The 25,149-nt window shown below is 52.1% G+C and carries 25 protein-coding genes and 1 other annotated feature; of the genes, 14 read left to right on the forward strand and 11 right to left on the reverse strand.

Annotation, left to right across the window (positions count from 1 at the left end):
• Positions 1–9: 9 nt before the first annotated feature.
• The gene (gene sbcB, locus QCD69_RS03725; RefSeq protein ID WP_301251081.1) at positions 10–1,437 is read left to right on the forward strand and encodes an exodeoxyribonuclease I; all 1,428 of its coding nucleotides are present in this window, start codon (positions 10–12) and stop codon (positions 1,435–1,437) included.
• Between the two features lie 94 nt (positions 1,438–1,531).
• Here the strand turns inward: sbcB and QCD69_RS03730 are convergent, their stop codons facing one another.
• Together QCD69_RS03730 and QCD69_RS03735 are read right to left on the reverse strand one after the other, a co-directional pair.
• Positions 1,532–2,893: an APC family permease gene (locus QCD69_RS03730; RefSeq protein ID WP_253460155.1), complete on the reverse strand. Its 1,362-nt coding sequence runs from the start codon at positions 2,891–2,893 to the stop codon at positions 1,532–1,534.
• Positions 2,894–3,272: 379 nt separating this feature from the next.
• Complete coding sequence (locus tag QCD69_RS03735) at positions 3,273–4,682, reverse strand: glutamine synthetase family protein (protein WP_301289680.1); 1,410 nt, start codon at positions 4,680–4,682, stop codon at positions 3,273–3,275.
• A gap of 221 nt (positions 4,683–4,903) precedes the next feature.
• On the opposite strand from QCD69_RS03735, the gene QCD69_RS03740 reads away from it, so the two are divergent.
• The 3 genes from QCD69_RS03740 to QCD69_RS03750 are packed head-to-tail and all read left to right on the forward strand — an operon-like array spanning position 4,904 to position 6,978.
• Entirely contained in the window at positions 4,904–5,107 is a 204-nt protein-coding gene (locus QCD69_RS03740; protein WP_301251082.1) for a hypothetical protein, read from the forward strand.
• Positions 5,104–5,658: an HTH-type transcriptional regulator PuuR gene (puuR, locus tag QCD69_RS03745; protein WP_301251083.1), complete on the forward strand. Its 555-nt coding sequence runs from the start codon at positions 5,104–5,106 to the stop codon at positions 5,656–5,658. Before QCD69_RS03740 ends, puuR begins: the two co-directional genes overlap by 4 nt.
• 42 nt (positions 5,659–5,700) lie before the next feature.
• Positions 5,701–6,978 carry an NAD(P)/FAD-dependent oxidoreductase gene (locus QCD69_RS03750; RefSeq protein ID WP_301251084.1) on the forward strand — a complete coding sequence of 426 codons (1,278 nt, stop codon included), beginning with the start codon at positions 5,701–5,703 and terminating at the stop codon, positions 6,976–6,978.
• Positions 6,979–7,155: 177 nt separating this feature from the next.
• On the opposite strand, the gene QCD69_RS03755 is transcribed toward QCD69_RS03750, so the two are convergent.
• From QCD69_RS03755 to QCD69_RS03790, 8 genes are all read right to left on the reverse strand, one after another.
• The gene (locus QCD69_RS03755) at positions 7,156–9,435 is read right to left on the reverse strand and encodes a hypothetical protein (protein ID WP_301251085.1); all 2,280 of its coding nucleotides are present in this window, start codon (positions 9,433–9,435) and stop codon (positions 7,156–7,158) included.
• Positions 9,436–9,438: 3 nt separating this feature from the next.
• Entirely contained in the window at positions 9,439–10,242 is an 804-nt protein-coding gene (locus tag QCD69_RS03760) for a glycosyltransferase family 2 protein (protein WP_301251086.1), read from the reverse strand.
• A gap of 14 nt (positions 10,243–10,256) precedes the next feature.
• On the reverse strand, positions 10,257–10,613 hold the full coding sequence (locus tag QCD69_RS03765) for a DMT family transporter (protein ID WP_301251087.1): 357 nt from the start codon (positions 10,611–10,613) through the stop codon (positions 10,257–10,259).
• Positions 10,610–11,428 carry a sugar phosphate isomerase/epimerase family protein gene (locus QCD69_RS03770; protein ID WP_301251088.1) on the reverse strand — a complete coding sequence of 273 codons (819 nt, stop codon included), beginning with the start codon at positions 11,426–11,428 and terminating at the stop codon, positions 10,610–10,612. The genes QCD69_RS03765 and QCD69_RS03770 overlap by 4 nt, the downstream gene beginning before the upstream one ends.
• Entirely contained in the window at positions 11,425–12,204 is a 780-nt protein-coding gene (locus tag QCD69_RS03775; RefSeq protein WP_301251089.1) for a pyridine nucleotide transhydrogenase, read from the reverse strand. Before QCD69_RS03775 ends, QCD69_RS03770 begins: the two co-directional genes overlap by 4 nt.
• A 13-nt stretch (positions 12,205–12,217) precedes the next feature.
• Positions 12,218–13,219 (reverse strand): glycosyl transferase family 2, encoded by a 1,002-nt coding sequence (locus tag QCD69_RS03780; RefSeq protein ID WP_301251090.1) that lies wholly within the window; start codon positions 13,217–13,219, stop codon positions 12,218–12,220.
• A 4-nt stretch (positions 13,220–13,223) separates the two neighbouring features.
• Complete coding sequence (locus tag QCD69_RS03785) at positions 13,224–14,333, reverse strand: NAD(P)/FAD-dependent oxidoreductase (RefSeq protein WP_301251091.1); 1,110 nt, start codon at positions 14,331–14,333, stop codon at positions 13,224–13,226.
• Positions 14,334–14,645: 312 nt separating this feature from the next.
• Positions 14,646–15,473 carry an SDR family oxidoreductase gene (locus QCD69_RS03790; protein WP_301251093.1) on the reverse strand — a complete coding sequence of 276 codons (828 nt, stop codon included), beginning with the start codon at positions 15,471–15,473 and terminating at the stop codon, positions 14,646–14,648.
• Positions 15,474–15,649: 176 nt separating this feature from the next.
• On the opposite strand from QCD69_RS03790, the gene hisL reads away from it, so the two are divergent.
• The 10 genes from hisL to QCD69_RS03840 all read left to right on the forward strand — a co-directional run bounded on the left by hisL (position 15,650) and on the right by QCD69_RS03840 (position 23,460).
• Positions 15,650–15,697, forward strand: coding sequence for a his operon leader peptide (gene hisL, locus QCD69_RS03795; RefSeq protein ID WP_100396937.1), 48 nt, complete (start codon positions 15,650–15,652; stop codon positions 15,695–15,697).
• Positions 15,673–15,794 (forward strand) — a sequence feature (His leader region). (Overlaps the previous gene by 25 nt.)
• Before the next feature lie 79 nt (positions 15,795–15,873).
• A complete protein-coding gene (gene hisG / locus QCD69_RS03800; RefSeq protein ID WP_125288103.1) occupies positions 15,874–16,773 on the forward strand; it encodes an ATP phosphoribosyltransferase in 900 nt (299 codons plus the stop codon).
• A 6-nt stretch (positions 16,774–16,779) separates the two neighbouring features.
• Positions 16,780–18,075, forward strand: coding sequence for a histidinol dehydrogenase (gene hisD / locus QCD69_RS03805; protein WP_301251165.1), 1,296 nt, complete (start codon positions 16,780–16,782; stop codon positions 18,073–18,075).
• Complete coding sequence (gene hisC / locus QCD69_RS03810; protein ID WP_301251096.1) at positions 18,072–19,160, forward strand: histidinol-phosphate transaminase; 1,089 nt, start codon at positions 18,072–18,074, stop codon at positions 19,158–19,160. The genes hisD and hisC overlap by 4 nt, the downstream gene beginning before the upstream one ends.
• Positions 19,157–20,224 carry a bifunctional histidinol-phosphatase/imidazoleglycerol-phosphate dehydratase HisB gene (gene hisB, locus QCD69_RS03815; protein ID WP_253460129.1) on the forward strand — a complete coding sequence of 356 codons (1,068 nt, stop codon included), beginning with the start codon at positions 19,157–19,159 and terminating at the stop codon, positions 20,222–20,224. Before hisC ends, hisB begins: the two co-directional genes overlap by 4 nt.
• On the forward strand, positions 20,224–20,814 hold the full coding sequence (hisH, locus tag QCD69_RS03820; RefSeq protein WP_253460124.1) for an imidazole glycerol phosphate synthase subunit HisH: 591 nt from the start codon (positions 20,224–20,226) through the stop codon (positions 20,812–20,814). Before hisB ends, hisH begins: the two co-directional genes overlap by 1 nt.
• Positions 20,815–21,552, forward strand: a complete 738-nt coding sequence (hisA, locus tag QCD69_RS03825) for a 1-(5-phosphoribosyl)-5-[(5-phosphoribosylamino)methylideneamino]imidazole-4-carboxamide isomerase (RefSeq protein ID WP_253460121.1) — start codon at positions 20,815–20,817, stop codon at positions 21,550–21,552.
• A complete protein-coding gene (gene hisF, locus QCD69_RS03830) occupies positions 21,534–22,310 on the forward strand; it encodes an imidazole glycerol phosphate synthase subunit HisF (RefSeq protein WP_301251098.1) in 777 nt (258 codons plus the stop codon). Before hisA ends, hisF begins: the two co-directional genes overlap by 19 nt.
• A complete protein-coding gene (gene hisIE, locus QCD69_RS03835; protein ID WP_301251100.1) occupies positions 22,304–22,915 on the forward strand; it encodes a bifunctional phosphoribosyl-AMP cyclohydrolase/phosphoribosyl-ATP diphosphatase HisIE in 612 nt (203 codons plus the stop codon). The genes hisF and hisIE overlap by 7 nt, the downstream gene beginning before the upstream one ends.
• A gap of 65 nt (positions 22,916–22,980) precedes the next feature.
• Positions 22,981–23,460 (forward strand): YbaK/prolyl-tRNA synthetase associated domain-containing protein, encoded by a 480-nt coding sequence (locus QCD69_RS03840; protein ID WP_253460112.1) that lies wholly within the window; start codon positions 22,981–22,983, stop codon positions 23,458–23,460.
• 74 nt (positions 23,461–23,534) lie between these two features.
• Here the strand turns inward: QCD69_RS03840 and gndA are convergent, their stop codons facing one another.
• Entirely contained in the window at positions 23,535–24,941 is a 1,407-nt protein-coding gene (gene gndA, locus QCD69_RS03845; RefSeq protein ID WP_253460110.1) for an NADP-dependent phosphogluconate dehydrogenase, read from the reverse strand.
• Between the last annotated feature and the right edge of the window lie 208 nt (positions 24,942–25,149).

Genomic DNA, 25,149 nt, shown 5'->3' on the forward strand with positions numbered 1-25,149 from the left:
AACGTAAAAGTGAAAAACGAAAGCAATCAACCTACGTTCCTTTTCCACGACTACGAAACTTTCGGGAAAAGCCCATCGCTGGACCGCCCTGCGCAGTTTGCCGGCATCCGCACCGATATGGATTTTAACATTATTGGCGAACCGGAAGTGTTCTTCTGCCAGCCTGCGGACGACTATCTGCCGCAGCCGGAAGCCGTGATGATCACCGGGATCACACCGCAGCTGGCGAAAGCCAAAGGCATGAACGAGGCCGCTTTCACCCAGCGTATTCACCAGCTGTTTAGCGAGCCCAATACCTGCATCGTCGGCTATAACAATATCCGTTTCGACGACGAGGTCACGCGCAATCTGCTTTACCGCAACTTTTACGATCCTTACGGCTGGAGCTGGCAGAACGGCAACAGCCGCTGGGATTTGCTGGACGTGATGCGCGCCTGCTACGCGCTGAGGCCGGAAGGTATCGAGTGGCCGGAAAATGACGACGGCTTTCCCAGCTTTCGCCTGGAACATCTGACCAAAGCCAACGGCGTGGCGCACGAAAACGCGCACGATGCGATGTCCGATGTTTACGCGACCATCGCTATGGCAAAGCTGGTAAAAGAGAAGCAGCCGCGCCTGTATGATTTTCTGTTCAGCCATCGCAACAAGCAGAAGATTATGACGCTTATCGATATTCCGCAGATGAAGCCGCTGATGCACATCTCCGGCATGTTTGGCGCCCAGCGCGGCAATACCAGCTGGATCGCCCCGCTCGCCTGGCATCCCACCAATAAAAACGCGCTGATTACCTGCGATCTGGCCCAGGATATTTCTCCGCTCCTGGCGCTGGATGCCGATGCGCTGCGTGAGAGACTCTACACGCGCCGGGAAGATTTGGGCGATGCCGCCCCCGTACCGATCAAGCTGGTGCATATCAATAAATGTCCGGTCGTCGCACCGGCCAATACGTTACGCCCGGAAGATGCGGAGCGTCTGGGGATCGATCGTCAGCGCTGCCTGGATAATCTGGCGCTGCTGCGTCAGCACCCGGAGGCGCGTGAAAAAGTGGTGGCGCTCTATGCAGAAGCGGAGCCGTTTGTGGCTTCTGACGATGTGGACGCCCAGCTCTACGACGGCTTTTTCAGCGACGCCGATCGCAGCGCCATGAATATTATCCGGCAAACGACGCCGGAAAACCTGCCCGCGCTGGATCTGACCTTTAACGATAAGCGTATTGAGAAGCTGCTGTTCCGCTTTCGGGCGCGCAACTTCCCCGGCACGCTGGATGAGGCCGAGCAAAAGCGCTGGTTGCAGCATCGCCGTGAAGCGCTCAGCCCGGAACGCGTGCAGAACTATGTGCAGGAGCTGGAGATGCTGTTTAATCAGTACGACGGCGATAAGGCGAAGATGACGCAGCTGAAAGCGCTGTTTGATTACGCTCGCGAACTGGTTTCCTGATTTTTCGGCTACGCGCAGCGGCAATTAAAAAGGGCGCGGTTCACAGAACCGCGCCCTTCTTTTTAGCCCATCGCCACGCTAAATGCTGGCTGGGTTACATCGGCTCTTCGGTGTACTGCGGCACCGGTTTGCGGAAGCGCTGCGTCACCACGGCCAGATAGACCAGACCAATTGCGCCCCAGACCAGGCCGAGGATCATCGAGCTTTCTTCCAGATTGATCCACAACGCGCCCACCGTCAGCGCGCCGCACAGCGGCAGCAGCAGGAAGTTGATGTTGTCCTTCAGCGTCTTGTTGCGCCCTTCACGGATCCAGAACTGCGAGATCACCGAAAGGTTAACAAAGGTAAAGGCCACCAGCGCGCCGAAGTTGATCAACGCCGTCGCCGTCACCAGGTCGAAGGTAATGGCGGAAAGCGCGATAGCGCCTACCAACAATACGTTCAGCGCTGGCGTATGCAGCTTCGGATGAATATAGCCGAAGAAACGTTCCGGGAACACGCCGTCACGCCCCATCACATACATCAGGCGGGAAACGCCCGCGTGCGCCGCCATGCCGGAAGCCAGCACGGTGATGCAGGAGAAAATCAGAATGCCGAACTGGAAGGTTTTACCCGCCACGTAGAGCATGATTTCCGGCTGCGACGCGTCCGGATCTTTAAAGCGCGAGATATCCGGGAAATAAAGCTGCAGGAAGTAAGAAACCACGATAAAGATCACGCCGCCAATCAGGGCGGTCAAAAAGATCGCTTTCGGGATCACTCGACCCGCATCCTTGGTTTCTTCCGACAGCGAACTGATGCCGTCAAAGCCCAGGAACGAGAAGCACAGAATGGTCGCGCCGGTGATCATAGGCACCACGTGCGCCTGCTCAGACCAGAACGGCTTGCTGCTGGTCAGGGTGCCGGCCCCTTCGCCATGGGACACGCCGTAAATTACCATACCGGTAATCGCCACCATGACCGCCATTTGCAGCACCACGATAATGCTGTTGAAATTGGCGACGGTTTTAATGCCCTTGAGGTTAGAAAGGGTCATAAAACCAACCAGCAGCACCACGAATATCCATGATGGGACACCCGGCACCAGCGCTTCAAAATAGATTTTCGCCAGCAGGATATTGATCATCGGCATGATCAGGTAATCCAGCAGCGAGGACCAGCCCACCATAAAGCCGACGTGCGGGCTGATGGCTTTTTGGGCATAGGTATAGGCCGAGCCGGCAGACGGGAAGCGGCGAACCAGCTTGCCGTAGCTCAGCGCAGTAAACAGGATCGCGATTAACGCGAAGGCGTAGGCGGTTGCTACGTGACCGTCTGTGAGGCCGGAAACGATGCCGAACGTATCGAACAGGGTCATTGGCTGCATATAAGCCAGGCCCATCATCACTACAGGCATCAGAGTCAGCGTTTTTTTCAGGTGCGCGCGCGGCGCGGCGGTCTGGGAATTATGCGACATGATTCAGCCTCCCCATAGCATCAACCTTTCTGGGTTGAACCACAGGGAAACTTCGCTTTATGCGAGCGTTGTTCTGATTTGGGAAGGTAAAGCAGGCAGGCGTGAAGGTGACGGCTGCCGCTGCGCCGTAGTCGTCGCGCAGATGTTTACCGGCTGCGGCCGGCGTAATGAAGTGTTGCCCCATCTTTATTTCCTCAAAAACACTGTCAGTGTGTATCAGTCCGGCTGAGCCGGCCTCTTTGGCTTCGTTTTTTTGTGCAAAAAAAATAACCGGCGCGTTAAGCGTCGGTTATTCATTTACAGTCCGTATATTTTGCCAGGCTGTAAGACAGAATACAAGTTTTTAAAGCCTTTCTGCGCCATTTCTTTACAGGAAACGTCAGGCATTTTTCAACATCCAGTCGATTTCTGTGGCGGTGATCAGCCGTTCAAAATGCATCAGTTCATGATGTTTGCAGCTGTGCCAGACAAACCCAAAGCGCTCGCCCAGCAGCTTTTGCAGCGGAGAGCTTTGGGCAAATTCGTCCAGCGCATCGCTTTGCCTGATCGGCAACGGTCTGCCGTCGGCTTCATGGCCGTTGCCGGTAATGGCCGACGGCAGCGGCAGCTGATTATCGATGCCGTGCAGAATGCCCGCCAGCACCGCGGCGACCACCAGATAAGGATTGGCATCCGCGCCTGCCACGCGGTACTCCACGCGATGGTTTTCCGCTTCGCCACAGGGAATACGCAACGCTACCGTACGGTTGTTGTGCCCCCAGGATGCCTGTAGAGGCACAAAGGCTTCCGGTAAAAAGCGACGATAGGCATTAACGTTAGGCGCCAGCAGCGCCATGGAGGCGGGCATCAGATCGATCATCCCGGCCAGCGCTCGCTTCAGCAGGGGCGAATCGCTGCCGTCATCGGTGATAAAGGCGTTATGATCGGCGGCGTCCAGCAGGCTGATATGAACGTGCATTCCGCTACCGGCCCAGGCCTCGTAGGGTTTTGCCATAAAGGTAGCGTTCATCCCGTGATTTTCTGCCACCTGACGGATTAGCCGCTTCAGCTGCACGGCATGATCGCAGGCGCTGAGCACGTTGCGGGTATGGCGCAGATTGATTTCAAACTGGCCTGGCGAGGCTTCCGCCAGCGCGCCGTCGGCCGGAATACCCTGCAGTCTGGCCAGCCTGTCGATATCATTGAGCACGGCGGCAAAACAGTCGAGATTATCAACCGAATAAACCTGGCTTTGCCGGTTACGATCGTCGCTGCCCGGCGAGCACGGCGGCTGAATTGCGCCTTCCGCATCGCGTTTTTTATCGACGAGATAGAACTCCAGCTCTACCGCTACCACCGGAAATAACCCCCGATTGCGCAACTGCTGCCAAAGGTGATTCAGGACATTCCGGGGTTCAACGTCAAAGGGAGTACCATCTTGATTACGCATGGTCAGCAAAAGCTGCGCCAGGCGCTGCGGATCGGTTGCGGAGGGAGTCAGCGTGCCTTCAACGGGAAAGCAGATATTATCCGGTTCCCCCAGCGCCTGGCCAAGTCCGGCCTCTTCCACCGTGTTGCCGAGAATATCCATGGCATAGACGGAAGCGGGAAAATAACAGCCTTTTTCCAGCCTGAGCAAACTGCCGATCGGGAGGCGTTTGCCGCGAAAAACACCGTTTAAATCATTAAGCAGAACATCAACATGCTGTGTTTCAGGATAGCGTTCCAGATAAGTTTCTACTTCAAGCTGGAACGCGCTGGTTCGCTCGCCATGCCGCGTAAAATCTTCCACTTCGACGATATTGGTCATGATGCCACCCGCCTTCGCTCAGTCTGATGTTTGCGCGCCGCTCAAAATAAGCGCCGCCTTCTTAACATAGCGTCAACTATTCAGCGCGGCAAATGTTATGACAGAGTTTATTTTCCAGGCAAAATCTTTTGCATATTGCCTTGCAGAGTGCCAGATTGGCTGGATAAGGCACGGATCCGTCCTGCCTTTCCGCGCTCACTAAAACCGGACGGAGAGTTGGGATGGGCATTATTTCGAACAACCCCTTGATTGACGTAATAATGTATCAGGCAAGCCTCAGCAAACAGGCCCTGACGACGGCGCTTCCCGATGCCTGCCCGGCATGGCAAAACCCAACCGGGTATGCTGGCTTTGACCCTAAGGAAGACTATTTATTAACGCCTTTACGTGCGTTTTTTCGGCAGCAAAAGGAACCCCGTCGATGAGCGATATTTCTCTGGCCCCCGGCCGCCGCCTGGCTGAAATCCGCCAGCAGCAGGGCCTGTCGCAGCGGCGCGTGGCCGAGCTTTCCGGCCTGACGCACAGCGCCATCAGCACTATCGAGCAGGACAAGGTCAGTCCCGCCGTCGGTACATTACAGAAGCTGTTAAAAGTTTATGGCCTCTCCCTTTCCGAATTCTTTTCCGAGCCGGTCCAGCCTGCCAGGCCGAAGGTGGTAATAGAGGCAAATGAGCTGATTGATATTGGCAGCCAAGGGGTCTCGCTGCGGTTGATCCATAACGGCAGCCCCGAGCGGACGCTGGCGATGATGTTAGAAACCTATGAACCCGGCGCGACAACCGAAAAAATTCGTCATCAGGGCGAAGAGATCGGTACGCTGCTGGAAGGCGAAATCACCTTAACCGTCGACGGCCAGCGCTATCAGCTTCGGGCTGGCCAAAGCTACGTTATCGATACCGGCCATCCCCACAGCTTTAATAACACCTCTGCGCAGCCCTGCCGGATCGTCAGCGCGCATACCCCAACCACCTTTTGATCGCCAGTTGACGCCGCTTGGCGCTTTTTGTTGGAGAAAGCTATGGAACATGTGCAGAGCTATTACGCCGCTACGGCCAATCCTCATGACCGCTGGCCGCGGCTGACGGATGATATTCTCTGCGACGTCTGCATCATCGGCGGCGGTTTTACCGGCCTTTCCTCGGCGCTCTACCTTACCGAAGCGGGTTATGACGTGGTGGTGTTGGAAGCGGCCAGGGTTGGCTTTGGTGCCAGCGGCCGTAACGGCGGGCAGGTGGTTAACTCCTACAGCCGTGATATTGACGTTATTGAGCGCCGCTACGGCAAAGAAAGCGCACGACTGCTGGGCAGCATGATGTTTGAAGGCGCAGCGGCGATCCGCGACCGTATCGATCGCTACGCCATTAGCTGCGACTACCGGCCCGGCGGCGTTTTTGCCGCGCTTAACAGCCGTCAGTTTAGCCATTTAAAGCAGCAGCATCAACGCTGGCAGCACTATGGCAATCATCAGCTGGAGCTGCTGGACGAGCTGGGCATCCGGCGTAAAATCGCCAGCGAACGCTATGTCGGCGGCCTGCTGGATCGCAGCGGCGGTCATCTGCATCCTCTGAATCTTGCGCTGGGCGAAGCGGAGGCGATTCGCCGTCACGGCGGCAGGATTTATGAAGAGTCAGAGGCGACCGCCGTGACCTACGGCACGCCGCATCGCGTCAGGACGGCTCAGGGTAGCGTATTGGCTAAATACGTTATTTTTGCCGGTAATGCCTATCTGGCGCCGCAGCTGGAACCCAGACTGGCGAGCAAGAGCCTGCCCTGTAGCTCGCAGATCGTCGTCACGGAACCGCTCTCACGCGATAAGGCGCTGGCGCTGCTGCCGGACAACTACTGTGTAGAAGACCGTAACTATCTGTTGGATTACTATCGCCTGACGGCCGACAACCGCCTGCTGTATGGCGGCGGCGTGAGCTATGGCGCGCGCGAGCCGGGCAACATCCACGAGCTGATCCGGCCCAGACTGCTAAAGACCTTTCCACAGCTGGAAGGAATAAAATTTGATTATGCCTGGAGCGGGAACTTTTTGCTGACGCAGTCCCGTATGCCGCAGATCGGCAGGCTGGAAAACGGCGTTTACTATATGCAGGGCGACAGCGGGCACGGCGTGACCTGGACGCATCTGGCAGGCAAACTGGTTTGTGAAGCGTTGCAGGGCGAGCCAAAACGCTTCGATGCGTTCGCCCGCCTGCCGCATCTGCCTTTCCCGGGCGGTCGCCGTCTGCGCACGCCTCTGACGGCGCTGGGCGCCGCCTGGTATGCGTTGAGGGACCGATTGGGGGTTTAAGTGAAAGTTCGTATCAGGCAAAAGATCGAACAGGATAGAAAATTTACCCTTAAACTTTTAATTATTCCCGGATTGATTTGCTTATTTTCCAGCGTACTTAATAGAAACCGCCCGCTGAAAGTGATTCATAACATTCTCGGGGCGGTAAAATGACGCTACTCTCAAGAGTATAATCTTTTATCGATAGCGATAGCTCAGATTCTTACAAGTATAAAATTTATGTCCTTGCAACACAGCCAGACCTAAAGCGTTTTCCCCTGTAACTTCAGGAAGCTCATATTGAACCTCAAAGCCTGTAAGGCGTAACTTATTGTTTTTAAAGTGGCTGGCTACATCTTCACGCGCCACGATCCGTGTTCTGACAAAATATTCTTTACCCTTCTCGTCAACATTATGCACAAAAATGTCGTCGGGGGCAGTGTCTTCAGCTAAAGGAACTTTACTCCACCCTACAATAGAAACCTGACGCTGATTGTTTTGCGCAGAAAATTTAACACTTTCGAGATACCCTTCACAGCTGGCTGATGTCCTCTCACCTTCGTAATCCGGTGAAGAAATAATCTCACCAGGATAAGAAGAATGAATATCCATATTCTCTAAAGAAAGATTCTCCCAACTATATTTAAACTCAGGATAGAAGTAATTTGATGAAGTGGCAGTAAACTTAATTTTTTTTACTTTATCCCCTACATAGGGGAAAGAGTTTAATAATGGTGAAGCCAAAACCCCACTGCCAGCGTTGAGAATATTCAACCTGAACTTTTTTTCCTCTCCAGAATAGAGTAAGTAATGCACATAAAGAACATCACCACGAAACATCAGGTTTTTCATTTTAGCATAATTTGTTAATTTAAAACGTGGGATTATTTTTACTATTCCGTGAACAGAATTAGGAACATCAATCCAGCGATCAAATTTTTCATTACCTGAGAAGGAAATGTTTGGTTGATAATGGACAAGGCCTTTATTCGCCTGTAGTAACATCACAGGTTTATTATTCTTGTCTATAAAGTGCTGCACAACATGATAATTTAACATGATAGCGTTCGTGGTTAAAGGATCTTCATTTAATGCATATTTCCCGTCAAATCCTTCAAAACTATTGCATGTTTCATTAAAACAGTTTTGCCCCGCATGCCATATAACAAACTCTGGCCGATTATTACTTTCAAAATAATGTTGATTCATTTTATCCAGTATTGGCGTCAACGTCATATAATTTTGAAAGAGCGGTCGATTTTTATAGTTAAGATGGTTTGCAAAAACAAATTCATTATTATAAGGATAAACATCAACACTGGCCTTACCGATAATAGCAAGAATACTTTCAGGAAGCAGATAGTTTTTATATTTTTCAGCAATTCTTTGTTCAGGGCTTTTACTGAAATCCTCATGTTTATAAAAAGGTTTAGCTATAGAAAACCCTGCAACCACAGGAACAAATGAGATAAAAACCAAGGAACCCAAGACTGTCACAAACACTCCAAACCATCTTTTTCTGCTATTAAAGCAAGTTATCATAGCGATAACTGAAATTGGTATAATAAAATAATTAAGATAATGATCAGCCCTTCCAAAGCCTAGTTTGATAAATATAATCATTAAACCATTAAATGTTAGAATCAACGCAGGATAATGTGAAATTAAAAACAAATTCATTGCAAAAAAAATAATAATAAATGCAATATAAATCCCAATTGGCAGGACATTATCATACGTCATATCAACCGCATTACCAAAATTCAATTGCGAATTGATAGTGATATAATCTTTCATGCTAACTAAATCATGAAATATAGCTAAACCTACCGCTACGTAAGCTAAAAACAAAGCGATAACAAAGTAAAAAATCACCCCTGGTTTTTTATATTGAATAGATTTATACAAAAAATAACTACCAAAAGTCGCTGCAGCCACCATTCCATAAAGAAATCGCACGTAAAAGAAAGCACCTGTTACCAGCCCTAAAAATATTATTATTTTCAGAGAGTATGGTAAAGCCATGCCCTGACGTTTTACACCCTTATGATTTTCAAAAAGCACGACCAATAAAAAAGGCCATAACAAAAAAACAGAAGGGAACATCAGATTATTAAGATATAGAAAAAAAACAATAATAAAAGCACACCATGCGTGAATGCTTTTAGTCAACTTGATAAGGAGAAACCAAAATGTTGCTGCTACGAGGCTCATAAATGTTAGCGAGAGCCAATAGGTTAGTTCACTATATTGCGTGACAGTGCCTCCGGTCAGCCAATAAAGTGGCCCATAGCTAAATAAGAAATCCTTATTCCCATAAAACATGGAATTTGTCATATTAATCCACTGTTCAACACCGCGAATAGAATTCCCATTCATAGGGTTAGAATGTAGATATGCGAAAAGGAGACAAAAAATAACCGCAAAAAGCTTTGCGTTAGTGGTTTTTATTGAGCTCATAGTACTTTTTATCAACATAGCTCAGTCCTTTGGATTAAATTTACCCAGGCATGCATCAAACAGCGTTTTCAAAACCGCATAATTGCCGCGAAAGCTGCTAATTTTAGTGGGCACCTCACCCTTCGGATATCTCCTGACAGTTGCCATTTCAGTACACTTATAACCTAACTTAGGAGCACGATAAGACAGATAGGCAAGAAGTTCATAACTCATAAAAACATCACGAAACGGTGCTATACGCGGATCGGCCAACATTTTGCTACTGTATGCACGGAATCCCTGAGTTGTGTCAGTCCATCTGAAGCCTGAAGACAGGCTTAGTAAAGGGGCATGGATTAAGCGAATAGCAAAATGTCGAGATTTAGGCGTATTCTCCGCCACGCCGCCGCTAATAAAACGAGAAGCTTGAACGAAATCTACCCCCTTTTCCAAAGCAGAAATAAAGCGTGGAATAGCTTCAGGATCGTCTTTATCATTACCATCTATAGTAACAATACCCTTATAACCTTGATCCAGACAAAAAGAATAAGCGCAGCGTAATTGAGCACTCAATTTACCATTCCCTGTCTTAACTAACAGACCACTAACCCGGTATTTTTTTAATTTATCCAAAGCTAAGGAGCCATCCTGGCTGCCACCGTCAATAATAATGATGTCAGCGTAAGAACTCACGTTTATTTCAGCCATTCGACTTAATAGACTAGTAATACGCTCACCTTCATTAATAACAGGTATAACCACACACCAGGGATGATTTTTACCTTCCCACAATGATGTTTTATAAGCAGGAACTTGCCATTCTGTGCGAGCTTGAAGATTTGACATAGCCTTTAAAATTCCTATTTAAATTTAGCTGTAATCAGGACGACGCCAGCCATCACCAGGGCGATACCAAGAGCGGTTGTCCAGTAGAAAGGTTCACGAAATATAATGAAAGAAAGTAAAGCAACGCAAGCTACTGCTCCGGATGTCAAAATTGGGTGAGCAACATTCAGTGGTAAAAAAGCTAACGCTGCGGCATAAAGAACAAAAGCCAGCCCGTAAAGTATTAATCCCAGCCAAAATGGCCAGTTATATAAAGCCGATAACGGCTCGCTTAAAGATGGAAACTTTCTTGGCGGTATCATCGCCATTTTGATCAAAACACTCGCTGAACTGTTTGCTGCAATTCCTAAGAGCAGGACTAACCATTTCATTGCATTTCACCATATTGCGCGGAAATAAACTTCAAAGTTTGCTCAATAGTATTCAGGCGATTTTTTTTGTCAGTCAACATCTCAATGGTCACGTACATTTCTGGAAGGTTTTTTTTGAGCTGGCTGCTTAAAATTTCATGCATTCCATTCTTTGCGGTTGGTGGGACAAGATTAGGCTCACTGATATGAATATGACCAATCAAGGCTTGGTATTCCTTTAACAACGTAGATATTTTTTCTTTATTTAAAGATATTGCGCCTGTATCAAGCTGCATACGAATGTGAGCATGGTTAACTGCTTTCACAACGCATGCTGTTTCTAAAGCCGTAGTCATGAAATTGGCACCATAATGTGTAGGGTTAGGCTCAAGGCAAATTACCACGCCAAAATATTGAGCAATATTACCGAGTTCGCGAAAAAAACTTACCGCTATCTTCTCTACCTGAGCATCGGATAGCTGTTTCCTGTCCCTGTTCTTAGGGGAGCCAAAAACCAGCTTTGTTGCGCCTGTTCCTGCAGCTATACGGCAAATGGCTGTAAGATGGGCAAGCATTTTCTGACGAGTGTCTTCATCGTCGAAAATATTAAATCCTTGTGTGCCAAACAACAAAGATTGCATTCCTGTGATAGTAATACCGCGCTGTGACCACCAGCTTTTTACCAATTCAATCTGCTCATGACTGGTGGTAAGAATATCTGGGAAATATTTCCCTGGCGCAATATCAATAGCGTTGACGCCATACTTATTCAGCAGTGAAGCAACTGCGGCATCTTCTTCTTTATCCCAGGCGATATTTGATATGGATATTTTCATGAGTCAACGCCATTTCTTTTTAATTCGGACTGAGCATAAGCTCGTATTGCCATCAGAGTTTCACGCTTACTGTATTGATACGCGCTGCCGCCTGAAAACAGTGCCGAGTGAAGGCTTTTCATATCATAGTGGCCAGGGCTTTCAGTAATATGATTTTTAAAATCGAGATTGAATGCCTCTTTAGCCACCTCAGCAACAGAAACAGGCTCAGCGCTCAAATGCAACAATTTAAGATTGTTTTTAACAGCTATATCGATATCGTACCAGAGATTAATCATGGGATAGAATTGAAAAACGCCCCGACTTTCAATTTGTGTGATATTATTGTTGTTATGGAAATCATAAATAATATTTTTACGTAACCCCGGCCCAACCAAACCTGGTAAGCGAACAATTAAAGCCCCTTCGAAATGTGACTCAACAAATTTTTCCAGATAGCGTCGATGTAAGCCATAAGGGTGCAACCCCTCTTCCTGAACCTTACTGTTTTCATCAACACCTATCGGCTTTTTAAAGACATCCACTGTACTAATCAGGATGAATTTTCGGCATTTGATTTTACTTAGCTTATCGATTAAAGAGTTTATTTTGTCTAAATCATCCTGTGGGTGTTGATTAGCCAGCCATTTTTGCGCTGGTGCCCCTGCACATACTACGATATCAAACTCCTTGCCACAAATTTCATCAATATTTATTGAGCGATAGAGGAAAGAAAAACTCCTTTGTTTTAAAAGCGTTGAGCCAACGAAACCCGAATATCCAATTAAAGCATCCATATATCACCTTGAACTATTTATTACGCCCGGTTTGCACCGAATTATTACCTGATGAAAGTGATTCGCTAAGTACATTCACCCTGTCAGTATTTAACATAACTTCGCTATTTCTTTCATAAACAACAGCATATTCAGACTGTACGCTACTTTCATCCAGTAACCTTCCCAAATATTCGCCAAAAAAGGCCATCATGATAAACTGCAATGTGAAAAGAAGGGACATAAAAAGTACAATTGTAGTCCATCCTTCAACTACATGACCGTTAATCAAATGGATCAGAACGCTATAGCCAGCAAAAACAAATGCTGCCAGGCTGCCGCAAAAACCTACTGCGGACATCCAACGTAAAGGCCTGGGTGAATTGAATACCATCAAGCGTAACAGACGTCTTACTGACTTTAGCATTCCCAGTCCTTCCGCTTCCATTATGGGTGTATATGGAAAAGCGCCCGCCGGATATCCCGTTTTTTGTATACGTAAATAAAATTGATGATGGAAACGTCCAATGCGCGTTACAGCATTAACAGCCCTACGACTCAGGCAGCGTAGCCCAGTAGAGTTAGTCGGAAGTTCATATTCAATAGCACGCAGAGCCCCATTAATTAGTTTGCGTAACAGGCGATAAGAAAAGGATTTTGTGCTATTGGTAACGCCAATGACCACATCATGCCCTTGTCGACATTGCGTAACAAGTTGAGGAATGACTTCAACCGGATCGGAACAGGGGTTCCAGAGAACAACAAAATCACCAATAGCATTTTCAAGGCCAGCCGCCAGCGCCACATCTACATCTACAGCAGCTGAAAGATGAATAATTCTCATACTCGGAATAACTCGCAAAAGATTGTCTTCATCCTGTGCGTTCGTTGAAGATACCCCTGACGCGATAATAACCATTTCGTAATCTGTATAGTTTTTATCGAGGAGCATATGCAACCTGAACAGTTGTTCATTTATTTCCTGGAGCCGCGACTGAACCACGACAACAACGGAAACGAAAGATTCGCTTTTCATAATATCAACTCAGTTCAATGACGCGCTCTACTTCCTGAAGAGCGTCGTATATGTTATCTATTTTGCCACCCATGATACAATGTAATCCCCGTAATCCATGATTCGGCTTAAACAATATGGGTCTTGAATCATCAGAATCACTGCGCGGTAAAATAGTTTTCACTTCCCATATGGACTTTTGATATTGGCATTCACTCAATGACGGAATGTAGCGTTGCGCATCAGCAATCATATAACGCCAGGCACTGTGACGTTCATCTTCGTCATATCGTTTCTGTGAGTCCTGGTAATCTTCCCCAAGCGCATCTGACCACTGATAATGCGGTGTGTAGCGCACGTGGCTAAACGAGTGCCAGGCTGTTGAAGGAAACGGCATTACCGAGAAAAAGGGGCCGCACATCACCGTTATGCCTATTTTTTTGAGATGATCAGGTACTTCCACAAGGCACATCTCCGTCATCTCATGTTTCAAAGGAATGAGCTCAATACCCGATGATTCTAATAAATAATTGATACGTGAGTAAGTGCAATTGAATACATGATCAGCGAAAACTTCATCGACGGACCCCGCTGAGTTTACCTGAACGGACAGACCATTACCTGCCGGCATCACCTGTGTAACATCAGTGTTAAGCACGATTTTGACATTAGCCACCTGTAAACGCTCTAGCATGATCGTACGTAGCTTATGTGAATCGAACGCAAACTCTGTAGTCGTGAATACAGCGTCAATCATTGCAGGGTTGACTAATTGCTTCACTTTCGCAGGTGCTTCTTCACAATCGGCACCTATCCGGCCGCAAAAACGTTTGAACTGATCGGCCGTGACTTTACCCAAGTGGCCTGAAATGAGGTAGTATTTTTGAAAATCACTTTCAATACAATCCTGAAATTCGCTGACAAAACGAGGAAAGGAAACACGCGAGCGCAATGCTGTAAGAATACTTCGCGGATAGTGGTAACCGTTGTGGACGCGCGCCTGATTAACATAGGAAGCCCGTGACATCAGCAGGGGAGACTTCTCAAAAATTGTGACATCATTACCTTTTAACGCAAGTTGCTCGGCCAGATACAAACCAAAAAAACCGCCGCCGACTACAACTATGTTGTTCATTCTGCTTTTAATCATTTCTGATTCAACCCGCAAAAAAAGTTTAAATATATTGCAACAAGAATGAGCTTTTTGTAACCATTATTTTTAATTAAATCAATCCAGGGGAGAAAACGGTGTGGGTGGATTAGGGCTTATCCATGACTTCGCCCTTTTAGATACAATTTTATCAGAGTTTCCATACCGAGACATTCCCTTTAATGAAAATGTCTCTGGTAACCTTAATCCAGGACGCAATATAACAGCCTGTCAACATTACTTCTGATATCCTTCATCAGAAACAGGTATTCCAAACTGGTTATCATTATGCGTGATTTACCGTAACGGCATTTTCAATGGATCGGGATAGCGGTAGCTGAAACCCAGCTCCTTGCAGATACGCTCGCCGTTGATGATTTTGCCCGTTGCCTCGCCCGCTTCTGCAAGAAATGTCGGCGGCGTCAGCCCCAGCTGACGGGCAACCGCCGGATAAAAATCTTTGCGGGCAGGATGATGCGGCGCGCTCAGGTTATAAGTTCTTCCACCTTCGCCGTTTTCCAGCAGCAGGATAATAGCGGCAACCACATCTTCAAGGTGCACCAGATTAACGCCGTGTGAGCCGTCGCCTAAATCGGTTTTACCCGCCAGGAAGCGGCCCGGATGCCGCTGCGGCCCCACCAGGCCGGACAGCCGCAGAATATCTACCGAGGTGCCCGGCAGATTATGTAGCCAGGTTTCCAGCTCTTTCAGCGTCTTACCCGCTACCGTAACCGGCTCAAGCGGGCTGTCTTCGTTCATCTCGCCATCTCCGCTGCCGTAAACAGAAGTGGAGCTGGTAAAAACAATGCGCGGCACGTTTGCCGCCAGCGCGCTGTCCACGATTTGCTGAACCGCCAGCAGATAATTTTCGCCGCCCTCCGCCGTGCGGCTGGCAGGTAAGGTGATGACCAACGCCTCCACGTCCAGCAGCGCGTCAAGATCGTCGGGATCGCACTCCAGTTCCGGCGTCAGCGTCAGCAGCACGCTTTCCAGCCCGCACATGCGCGCCGCCTCCACGCCGTCAGCCGTGGTTTTGCTGCCGGTGACCTGCCAGCCTCGCGCCGTCATCGCCAGCCCCAGCGGCATCCCCAGCCAGCCCAGTCCTACAATCGCCACTTTTTTCATCTTTGTTCCCTGCTTTCTCAACCATGCCCTAAAACTACGCCAGCCTTTCGTCAACAACAATCGGTTAAGCCTTTTTATCTGTCATCAATGATAAAAAAGTGTTGCGCCCGACATTTGTCCTGAGTTAGGTTATTGGTCACGAAATGAATAATCATTCAACCCTATTTGAGAAGACTATGACACGCGTTCAGTTCAACCACCATCATCACCATCATCCTGACTAGTCTTTCAGGCGATGTGTGCTGGGAGACATTCAGATCTTCCAGCGGTGCAGAACGCAAAAAAAGCCCCCGGAAGATCGCCTTCCGGGGGCTTTTTTTATGGGCGCAGGCCCGGGCCTGAAAGGATGAACAACGCTGGCCGGTTAAATCGAGCAGACAGGAAAAGAGGATAAGCACCGATGTTAGATAACAAACGTTTACGCATAGCTATGCAGAAATCAGGCCGTTTAAGCGATGAATCACGCGAGCTGCTGGCCCGCTGCGGCATCAAAATCAACCTGCAGCAGCAGCGTCTGATCGCCTTTGCCGAGAACATGCCGATCGACATCCTGCGCGTGCGTGATGACGATATTCCGGGGCTGGTGATGGATGGCGTCGTGGACCTGGGCATTATCGGCGAAAACGTGCTGGAAGAAGAGCTGCTGACCCGCCGCGCGCAGGGCGAAGATCCTCGTTATGCCCTGCTGCGACGTCTTGATTTCGGCGGCTGCCGCCTGTCGCTGGCGATGTCGGTTGATGATGAATATACCGGCCCGCAGTGTTTGCAAAATGCCCGTATCGCCACCTCTTATCCTCACCTGCTGAAAAAGTATCTCGACAAACAGGGCGTCGCTTTTAAATCCTGCCTGCTGAACGGCTCCGTCGAAGTGGCACCTCGCGCCGGCCTGGCCGACGCCATTTGCGACCTGGTTTCCACCGGCGCGACGCTGGAAGCCAACGGCCTGCGCGAAGTCGAAGTTATTTACCGCTCTAAAGCCTGTCTGATCCAGCGCGACGGCGAAATGCCTGCCGCCAAGCAGGAGCTAATCGACAAGCTGATGACCCGCATTCAGGGCGTCATCCAGGCACGTGAATCCAAGTACATCATGCTGCACGCGCCGAGCGAGCGTCTGGAAGATATCATCGCTCTGCTGCCGGGCGCGGAGCGTCCAACCGTTCTGCCGCTGGCGGGCGACAAGAGCCGCGTCGCCATGCACATGGTGAGCAGCGAAACGCTGTTCTGGGAAACGATGGAGAAACTGAAAGCGCTGGGCGCCAGCTCCATCCTCGTGCTGCCTATTGAGAAGATGATGGAGTAAGCGATGATGACCCCGATTGACTGGCAGGCGTGCAGCGCCGAAGAACAGCAGGTGCTGCTGACTCGTCCGGCTATCTCCGCTTCTGAAAACATTACCGCCAGCGTGCGCGCTATCCTGGAAAAGGTAAAAGCGGAAGGCGACGAGGCGTTGCGCTACTACAGCGCCGCTTTTGACAAGACCGAAGTTGAGGCGCTGCGCGTCACCAGCGAAGAGATAGATGCGGCGTCAGCGCGGCTTGGCGATGAGGTCAAACAGGCGATGGCGGTGGCGGTCGCCAATATCGATAAATTTCACCAGGCACAAAAGCTGCCGGAAGTGGATATTGAAACCCAGCCCGGCGTGCGCTGTCAGCAGATCACCCGTCCCGTAGCGTCCGTCGGCCTGTATATTCCCGGCGGTTCTGCCCCGCTCTTCTCTACCGTGCTGATGCTGGCGACCCCCGCCCGCATTGCCGGCTGCAAGCGCGTGGTGCTCTGCTCGCCGCCGCCGATCGCCGACGAAATTTTATATGCCGCTAAGCTGTGTGGCGTGCAGGAGGTGTTTCAGGTCGGCGGCGCGCAGGCTATCGCCGCCATGGCGCTGGGCACCGCATCCGTGCCGAAGGTCGATAAAATCTTCGGGCCGGGCAACGCCTGGGTGACCGAAGCGAAACGTCAGGTCAGCCAGCGTCTTGACGGCGCGGCGATTGACATGCCTGCCGGCCCTTCCGAGGTGCTGGTGATTGCGGATGGTGAAGCCACGCCGGATTTTGTCGCCTCCGATCTGCTTTCTCAGGCGGAGCACGGCCCCGATTCGCAGGTAATCCTGTTAACGCCCGATCGCCAGATGGCCGAAGCGGTCGCCGACGCGGTAGAAAAGCAGCTGGCCAGCCTGCCGCGCGCCGAAACAGCTCGTCAGGCGCTGGCCGCCAGCCGCCTGATCGTGGCGAAAGATTTGGCGCAGTGCGTTGAAATCAGCAACCGCTACGGGCCGGAACACCTGATTATCCAGGCGCGCCAGGCGCGCGATCTGGTTGCAGACATCACCAGCGCCGGTTCCGTGTTTCTGGGCGACTGGTCGCCGGAATCCGCCGGCGATTACGCTTCCGGCACCAATCACGTGCTGCCGACCTATGGCTTTACGGCGACCTGTTCGAGCCTGGGTCTGGCCGATTTCCAGAAGCGGATGACGGTGCAGGAGCTGACGCCGCAGGGCTTTTTAAATCTGGCGCCGACCATTGAAACCCTGGCCGCCGCCGAGCAGCTGACCGCCCACAAAAACGCCGTGACGCTGCGCGTTGCCGCGCTGAAGGAGAAGCAATGAGCAAGATTGAAGATCTCGCCCGCGCCAACGTGCGCCAGCTGACGCCCTATCAGTCCGCTCGTCGTCTTGGCGGCAGCGGCGATGTCTGGCTCAACGCCAATGAGTATCCGCTGGCGGTGCCGTTCGACCTCCGCCAGCAGACGCTGAACCGCTATCCCGAGTGCCAGCCGAAAGCCGTAATTGAGCGCTATGCGGCCTATGCGGGTTTGTCGCCGGAGCAGGTGCTGGTCAGCCGTGGCGCGGACGAAGGCATCGAGCTGCTGATGCGCGCATTTTGCGAGCCGGGCAAAGACGCCGTGCTGTTCTGCCCGCCGACCTACGGCATGTACAGCGTCAGCGCCGAAACGCTGGGCGTGGAATACCGCACCGTGCCCGCGCAGGAGGGCTGGCAGCTTAACCTGTCCGCCATTGCTGAAAAACTTGACGGCGTGAAGCTGGTCTACGTGTGCAGCCCGAACAATCCTACCGGCAACCTGGTGAAGCCGGAGGCCATCCGCCAGCTGCTGGAGATGACGCGCGGCAAGGCGCTGGTGATAGCAGACGAAGCCTATATAGAGTTCTGCCCGACGGCGACGCTGACCGGCTGGCTGAAGGAATATCCGCACCTGGTGATCCTGCGTACGCTCTCCAAGGCGTTTGCGCTGGCCGGACTGCGCTGCGGCTTTACGCTGGCCAACGCCGAAGTTATTGCGCTGCTATTAAAAGTTATCGCGCCTTACCCGCTTTCCACGCCGGTAGCCGATATCGCTGCCCAGGCGCTGAGCGAACAGGGCGTCGCCCTGATGAAAGAGCACGTTGGCGAGCTGCTGGCGACGCGTGACAAGCTGATTAGCGATCTGCGCGACTGCCGCTGCGTGGAAAAAGTATTCCCCAGCGAGACCAACTACGTGCTGGCCCGCTTCACTGACTCCGCGCTGGTCTTTAAAACCTTGTGGGATCAGGGCATTATTCTGCGTGACCAGAACAAACAGCCGGGACTGGCGGGCTGCCTGCGCATCTCCGTCGGCACGGCTGAAGAGTGTGACCGCGTTATCTCCGCGCTGCAAAAGTTATCCGGCGCGTCCGCATCCATGGAGCAAGCATGAGCCAGAAAGTTCTTTTTATCGATCGCGACGGAACGATTATCGCCGAACCGCCGGAAGATTATCAGGTTGACCGCATGGAGAAGCTGGCCTTTGAGCCGGACGTGATCCCTGCCCTGCTGGCGCTGCAAAATGCCGGTTATCGACTGGTGATGATCACCAATCAGGACGGGCTGGGTACCGCCAGCTTCCCGCAGGCGGATTTTGACGGCCCGCACCAGCTGATGATGCAGGTTTTAAGCTCGCAGGGCATCCGCTTTGATGACGTGCTGATCTGTCCGCATCTGCCGGAAGACGGCTGCGACTGCCGTAAACCGAAAACCAAACTGGTCACGGCATGGCTGGCGGAAGGCGTGCTGGATACCGCTAACAGCTATGTTATCGGCGATCGCACCACCGACCTGCAGCTGGCAAGTAATATGGGCATTCAGGGGCTGCACTACTCTAAGGAAGGCCTTAACTGGCAGGGTATTCAGCAGCAGCTGACCAAACGCGATCGTCACGCGCTGGTGAACCGCAACACCAAAGAGACACAGATTAAAGTAGAGGTCTGGCTGGATCGCGAAGGCAACAGCCAGTTCAATACCGGCGTGGGCTTCTTTGACCATATGCTGGATCAGATCGCCACCCACGGCGGCTTCCGCATGAATATTGAGGTGAAAGGCGATCTCTATATCGACGATCACCACACGGTGGAAGACACCGGCCTGGCGCTGGGCGAGGCGCTGCTGAAAGCGCTGGGCGACAAGCGCGGCATCGGCCGCTTCGGCTTTGTGCTGCCGATGGACGAGTGCCTGGCGCGCTGCGCGCTCGATATCTCCGGCCGTCCGCACCTGGAATATAAAGCCGAGTTCAGCTATCAGCGCGTGGGCGATCTCAGCACCGAGATGGTGGAACACTTCTTCCGCTCGCTTTCCTATACCATGGCCAGCACGCTGCACCTGAAAACCAAAGGCAAGAACGATCACCACCGCGTGGAGAGCCTGTTTAAAGCCTTTGGCCGCACGCTGCGCCAGGCGATCCGCGTGGAAGGCAATACCCTGCCCAGCTCGAAAGGAGTGCTGTAATGAACGTGGTGATCCTGGATACCGGCTGCGCCAACCTTTCCTCCGTTAAATGGGCGATCCAGCGCCTGGGCTATGAGCCAGTGGTCAGCCGCGAGGCCGACGTCGTGCTGCAGGCCGACAAGCTGCTGCTGCCGGGCGTCGGTACGGCGCAGGCGGCGATGGATCAGCTGCGCGAGCGCGAGCTGATCGAGCTGATTAAAGCCTGTACCCAGCCGGTGCTGGGGATCTGCCTGGGGATGCAGCTGCTTGGCTCGCACAGCGAGGAGAGCAACGGCGTCACCACGCTGGGGATTATCGATCAGGCGGTTGAGCAGATGAACGACTGCGGGCTGCCGCTGCCGCATATGGGCTGGAACCAGATTACTGCTCAGGCAGGCAACCATCTGTTTCGCGGCATTCCCGACGGCGCGTACTTCTATTTTGTGCACAGCTACGCTATGCCGGTAAATGCCTGCACCATCGCGCAGTGCAACTACGGCGAGCCTTTTACCGCCGCGGTGCAGAAAGATAACTTCTTCGGCGTCCAGTTCCATCCGGAACGTTCCGGCGCGGCTGGCGCGCAGCTGCTGAAAAACTTCCTGGAGATGTAAGTGATTATTCCCGCATTGGATTTAATTGAAGGAAAAGTGGTGCGGCTGCATCAGGGCGATTACGGTCAGCAGCGCGACTACGGCAGCGATCCTCTGCCGCGCCTGCAGGAATACGAGGCTCAGGGCGCCCAGGTACTGCACCTGGTCGATTTGACCGGCGCGAAAGATCCGGCGGCGCGGCAGATCCCGCTGCTGAAAACCCTGCTGGCGGGCGTCGGCGTGCCGGTACAGGTTGGCGGCGGCATCCGCACACGGGAAGATGTGGAGGCGCTGCTGGAGGCGGGCGCCACGCGCGTGGTGGTTGGCTCTACGGCGGTAAAAAACCCCGAAGAAGTGCAGCGCTGGTTTAAGCAGTACGGCGCGGAGGCTATCGTGCTGGCGCTGGATGTGCGTATCGACGCGGCTAACCGCAAAGAAGTAGCGATCAGCGGCTGGCAGGAAGCGGCTGGCGTGACGCTGGAAGAAGTTATCGAACAGTTTCGGCCTTATGGCCTGAAACATGTGCTTTGTACCGATATCTCCCGCGACGGCACGCTCGGCGGCTCTAACGTGGCGCTGTATCGTGAAGTCTCGGCCCGCTATCCGCAAATCGCCTTTCAATCTTCCGGCGGCATCGGCTCGCTGGAGGATATTCGTGCCCTGCGCGGCTGTGGCGCTGCGGGCGTGATTGTCGGCCGTGCTCTGCTGGAAGGTAAATTCAACGTATCGGAGGCGATAACATGCTGGCAAAACGGATAATCCCCTGCCTGGACGTGCGTGACGGCCAGGTGGTCAAAGGCGTGCAGTTCCGCAATCATGAGATCATCGGCGATATCGTGCCGCTGGCGCAGCGCTACGCGCAGGAAGGCGCGGACGAGCTGGTATTTTACGATATTACCGCCTCTTCGGCCGGTCGCGTGGTGGATAAAAGCTGGGTAGCTCGCGTAGCGGAAGTGATCGATATTCCTTTTTGCGTGGCGGGCGGCATTAAATCGGCGGAAGACGCGGCGCAAATTCTCTCTTTCGGCGCGGACAAAATCTCGATTAACTCACCGGCGCTGGCCGATCCTGAGCTGATCACGCGGCTGGCGGATCGCTTTGGCGTGCAGTGCATCGTGGTCGGTATCGATACCTGGTACGACAGCGAAAGCGGCAAATACCATGTGAATCAGTATACCGGCGATGAAGCGCGTACCCAGGTCACAACCTGGGAAACGCTGGACTGGGTACAGGAAGTACAGCAGCGCGGCGCGGGCGAAATCGTGCTGAATATGATGAATCAGGACGGCGTGCGTAACGGCTACGATCTGACCCAGCTGCAAAAAGTCCGCGAGGTCTGCAAGGTGCCATTAATTGCTTCCGGCGGCGCGGGCACCATGGAGCATTTCCTTGAGGCTTTCCGCGACGCCAACGTCGATGGTGCGCTGGCAGCCAGCGTTTTCCATAAGCAAATTATTAATATCGGCGAGCTGAAGGCTTTTCTGCTCGACCAGGGTGTGGAGATCCGCGCGTGTTAACAGAACAACAGCTTGCCCAACTTGACTGGGCAAAAACCGACGGCATGATGCCGGCTATCGTGCAGCACGCCGTCTCCGGCGAAGTATTGATGCACGGCTATATGAATCAGGAAGCGCTGACGAAAACGCTGGAGACCGGTAAAGTGACCTTCTGGTCGCGTACCAAACAGCGTTTGTGGACCAAGGGCGAAACCTCGGCACACTTTCTTAACGTTGTCAGCATCACGCCAGACTGCGATAACGATACGCTGCTGCTGCTGGTCAACCCGGTTGGTCCAACCTGCCATCGCGGCACCAGCAGCTGCTTCTCGCCTGCCGCCGCCGACTGGGCTTTCCTGTATCAGCTGGAACAGCTGCTGGCCGAACGCAAGCACGCCGATCCGGCCAGTTCCTATACCGCCAGCCTGTACGCCAGCGGCACCAAGCGCATCGCGCAGAAAGTCGGTGAAGAAGGCGTGGAGACCGCGCTCGCTGCCACCGTTAACGATCGCGATGAGCTGACCAACGAGGCTTCCGATTTGGTGTATCACCTGCTGGTGCTGCTTCAGGATCAGGATCTTAATCTGAGCGCGGTGATCGAAAACCTGCGCCAGCGGCATAAGTAACCAAGCCGGGGTATAGCAACAAATAGCAAGGTCGGGAAACCGGCCTTTTTTATTAAGGGAGCAAGATGAGCACGTTTGACAAGTTAATCACTCTGCTGGACGGCCAGCAGGCACGTTATAAGATCATGACGCATGAGCCGACCGGCAAATGTGAAGAGGTCGCGGCCATCCGCGGAACTGCGGTTGGTCAGGGTGCCAAGGCGCTGGTGTGCCATGTCAAAGGCAACGGCGTTAAGCAATATGTTCTGGCGGTATTACCTGCCGACCAGCAGGCCGATTTAAGCAAGGTGGCAAAAGCGGTCGGTGGCCTGCGCGCCTCGCTGGCCAGCCCGGCGGAAGTTGACCGGCTGACCGGCTGCGTGTTTGGTGCGATCCCGCCCTTCAGCTTTCATGATGAGCTGAAAGTCGTCGTCGATCCTACGCTGTGCGAGCGTAACAGCGAGATTGCGTTTAACGCCGGACTGCTGGAGAAATCAGTGGTGCTGAACGCGCAGGATTATCAGCGTATCGCGCCGTCGCTCCCGGCTGATATTTTAAAAGCATAGCGGCAACGGGCAAAAAAAAACCCCACCGCAGAGCGTGGGGTTTTACTTTATGCTGTTTCAGCCTGCGGAGAAACTTAATCCAGCCACTCGGTGTGGAACACACCTTCTTTATCGGTACGCTTGTAGGTATGCGCGCCGAAGTAGTCACGCTGCGCCTGGATCAGGTTCGCTGGCAGCACCGCTGAACGGTAGCTGTCGTAGTAAGCGATAGCGGCGGAGAAGGTTGGCGTTGGGATACCGTTCTGTACGGCATAGGCCACAACGTCACGCAGCGCCTGCTGGTATTCGTCCGCGATGTTCTTGAAGTACGGTGCCAGCAGCAGGTTAGCAATGTCGGCGTTATCCGCATAGGCATCGGTAATTTTCTGCAGGAACTGTGCGCGGATGATGCAGCCAGCGCGGAAGATTTTAGCAATCTCGCCGTAGTTCAGATCCCAGTTGTTTTCGGTGGAAGCCGCTTTCAGCTGAGAGAAGCCCTGTGCGTAGGAAACGATTTTGCCCAGGTAAAGCGCGCGGCGCACTTTCTCAACGAACTCTGCTTTATCGCCGGAAACGGTCTGCACGGTCGGGCCGCTCAGAACTTTGGAAGCGGCAACGCGCTGAGTTTTCAGTGAGGAGAGGTAGCGTGCGAATACGGATTCGGTGATCAGCGACAGCGGCTCGCCCAGATCCAGAGAGCTCTGGCTGGTCCATTTACCGGTGCCTTTGTTGGCCGCTTCATCCAGAATCACATCAACCAGGTAGTTACCCTCTTCGTCTTTCTTGGTGAAGATGTCTTTGGTGATGTCGATCAGGTAGCTGCTCAGCTCGCCTTCGTTCCATTCGCTGAAGGTCTTAGCCAGATCTTCGTTGCTCAGGTTCAGGGCGTTTTTCAGTAGCGAGTAGGCTTCTGCAATCAGCTGCATGTCGCCGTATTCGATACCGTTGTGCACCATTTTCACATAGTGACCAGCGCCGTCCGGGCCGATGTAGGCAACACAGGCTTCGCCTTCGGCACGCGCGGCAATTTTATCCAGGATCGGTGCAACCAGCTCGTAAGCTTCTTTCTGGCCGCCAGGCATGATGGATGGGCCTTTCAGTGCGCCCTCTTCACCGCCGGAAACGCCGGTACCGATAAAGTTGAAGCCCTGCTCAGACAGCTCGCGGTTGCGGCGAATGGTGTCTTTATAGAAAGTGTTGCCGCCGTCGATCAGGATATCGCCTTTATCGAGGTGTGGCGTCAGAGAAGCGATAGTTTTGTCAGTCGCTTCGCCTGCCTGCACCATCAGCAGAATACGACGAGGTTTCTCAAGGGATTCAACAAACTCTTCGATGGTGTAGTAAGGCGCCAGCTTTTTGCCTTCGTTCTCGGCGATGACTTCGTCAGTCTTTTCGCGAGAGCGGTTAAAGATGGATACGGTATAGCCGCGGCTTTCGATGTTAAGAGCCAGGTTACGACCCATTACCGCCATACCTACAACGCCGATCTGTTGCTTGGACATTACATACTCCTGTCATGTAAAAACAATGGCTTGCATCGCCCTCGTTTTAGTGCTTGAACTGTCTCTCTACCTTAGAGATTATCCATTCTATTGTACATAGCAAAATTAACATTCAAAGCTATCACAGCTATTACTCTTTTCAGATTAATGCTTAAGTAATAACCATATATAAAGCATGTCAATGAATAAAAAACAGTCATTAATAGTA

The organism is Erwinia sp. PsM31 (assembly GCF_030433775.1).
Taxonomy (GTDB): Bacteria; Pseudomonadota; Gammaproteobacteria; order Enterobacterales; family Enterobacteriaceae; genus Erwinia; species Erwinia aeris.

Excerpts from the sequence above, each read along its gene's own strand:
- puuR (WP_301251083.1), top strand. The coding sequence starts at position 5,104 with ATGAGCGATATTTCTCTGGCCCCCGGCCGCCGCCTGGCTGAAATCCGC.
- QCD69_RS03775 (WP_301251089.1), bottom strand. The coding sequence starts at position 12,204 with ATGGATGCTTTAATTGGATATTCGGGTTTCGTTGGCTCAACGCTTTTA.
- QCD69_RS03770 (WP_301251088.1), bottom strand. The coding sequence starts at position 11,428 with ATGAAAATATCCATATCAAATATCGCCTGGGATAAAGAAGAAGATGCC.
- QCD69_RS03790 (WP_301251093.1), bottom strand. The coding sequence starts at position 15,473 with ATGAAAAAAGTGGCGATTGTAGGACTGGGCTGGCTGGGGATGCCGCTG.
- hisH (WP_253460124.1), top strand. The coding sequence starts at position 20,224 with ATGAACGTGGTGATCCTGGATACCGGCTGCGCCAACCTTTCCTCCGTT.
- QCD69_RS03755 (WP_301251085.1), bottom strand. The coding sequence starts at position 9,435 with ATGTTGATAAAAAGTACTATGAGCTCAATAAAAACCACTAACGCAAAG.
- hisD (WP_301251165.1), top strand. The coding sequence starts at position 16,780 with ATGACCCCGATTGACTGGCAGGCGTGCAGCGCCGAAGAACAGCAGGTG.
- QCD69_RS03785 (WP_301251091.1), bottom strand. The coding sequence starts at position 14,333 with ATGAACAACATAGTTGTAGTCGGCGGCGGTTTTTTTGGTTTGTATCTG.
- QCD69_RS03750 (WP_301251084.1), top strand. The coding sequence starts at position 5,701 with ATGGAACATGTGCAGAGCTATTACGCCGCTACGGCCAATCCTCATGAC.
- hisC (WP_301251096.1), top strand. The coding sequence starts at position 18,072 with ATGAGCAAGATTGAAGATCTCGCCCGCGCCAACGTGCGCCAGCTGACG.
- QCD69_RS03730 (WP_253460155.1), bottom strand. The coding sequence starts at position 2,893 with ATGTCGCATAATTCCCAGACCGCCGCGCCGCGCGCGCACCTGAAAAAA.
- QCD69_RS03780 (WP_301251090.1), bottom strand. The coding sequence starts at position 13,219 with ATGAAAAGCGAATCTTTCGTTTCCGTTGTTGTCGTGGTTCAGTCGCGG.
- hisB (WP_253460129.1), top strand. The coding sequence starts at position 19,157 with ATGAGCCAGAAAGTTCTTTTTATCGATCGCGACGGAACGATTATCGCC.
- QCD69_RS03760 (WP_301251086.1), bottom strand. The coding sequence starts at position 10,242 with ATGTCAAATCTTCAAGCTCGCACAGAATGGCAAGTTCCTGCTTATAAA.
- QCD69_RS03765 (WP_301251087.1), bottom strand. The coding sequence starts at position 10,613 with ATGAAATGGTTAGTCCTGCTCTTAGGAATTGCAGCAAACAGTTCAGCG.
- QCD69_RS03735 (WP_301289680.1), bottom strand. The coding sequence starts at position 4,682 with ATGACCAATATCGTCGAAGTGGAAGATTTTACGCGGCATGGCGAGCGA.
- QCD69_RS03840 (WP_253460112.1), top strand. The coding sequence starts at position 22,981 with ATGAGCACGTTTGACAAGTTAATCACTCTGCTGGACGGCCAGCAGGCA.
- hisG (WP_125288103.1), top strand. The coding sequence starts at position 15,874 with ATGTTAGATAACAAACGTTTACGCATAGCTATGCAGAAATCAGGCCGT.
- gndA (WP_253460110.1), bottom strand. The coding sequence starts at position 24,941 with ATGTCCAAGCAACAGATCGGCGTTGTAGGTATGGCGGTAATGGGTCGT.
- QCD69_RS03740 (WP_301251082.1), top strand. The coding sequence starts at position 4,904 with ATGGGCATTATTTCGAACAACCCCTTGATTGACGTAATAATGTATCAG.
- hisF (WP_301251098.1), top strand. The coding sequence starts at position 21,534 with ATGCTGGCAAAACGGATAATCCCCTGCCTGGACGTGCGTGACGGCCAG.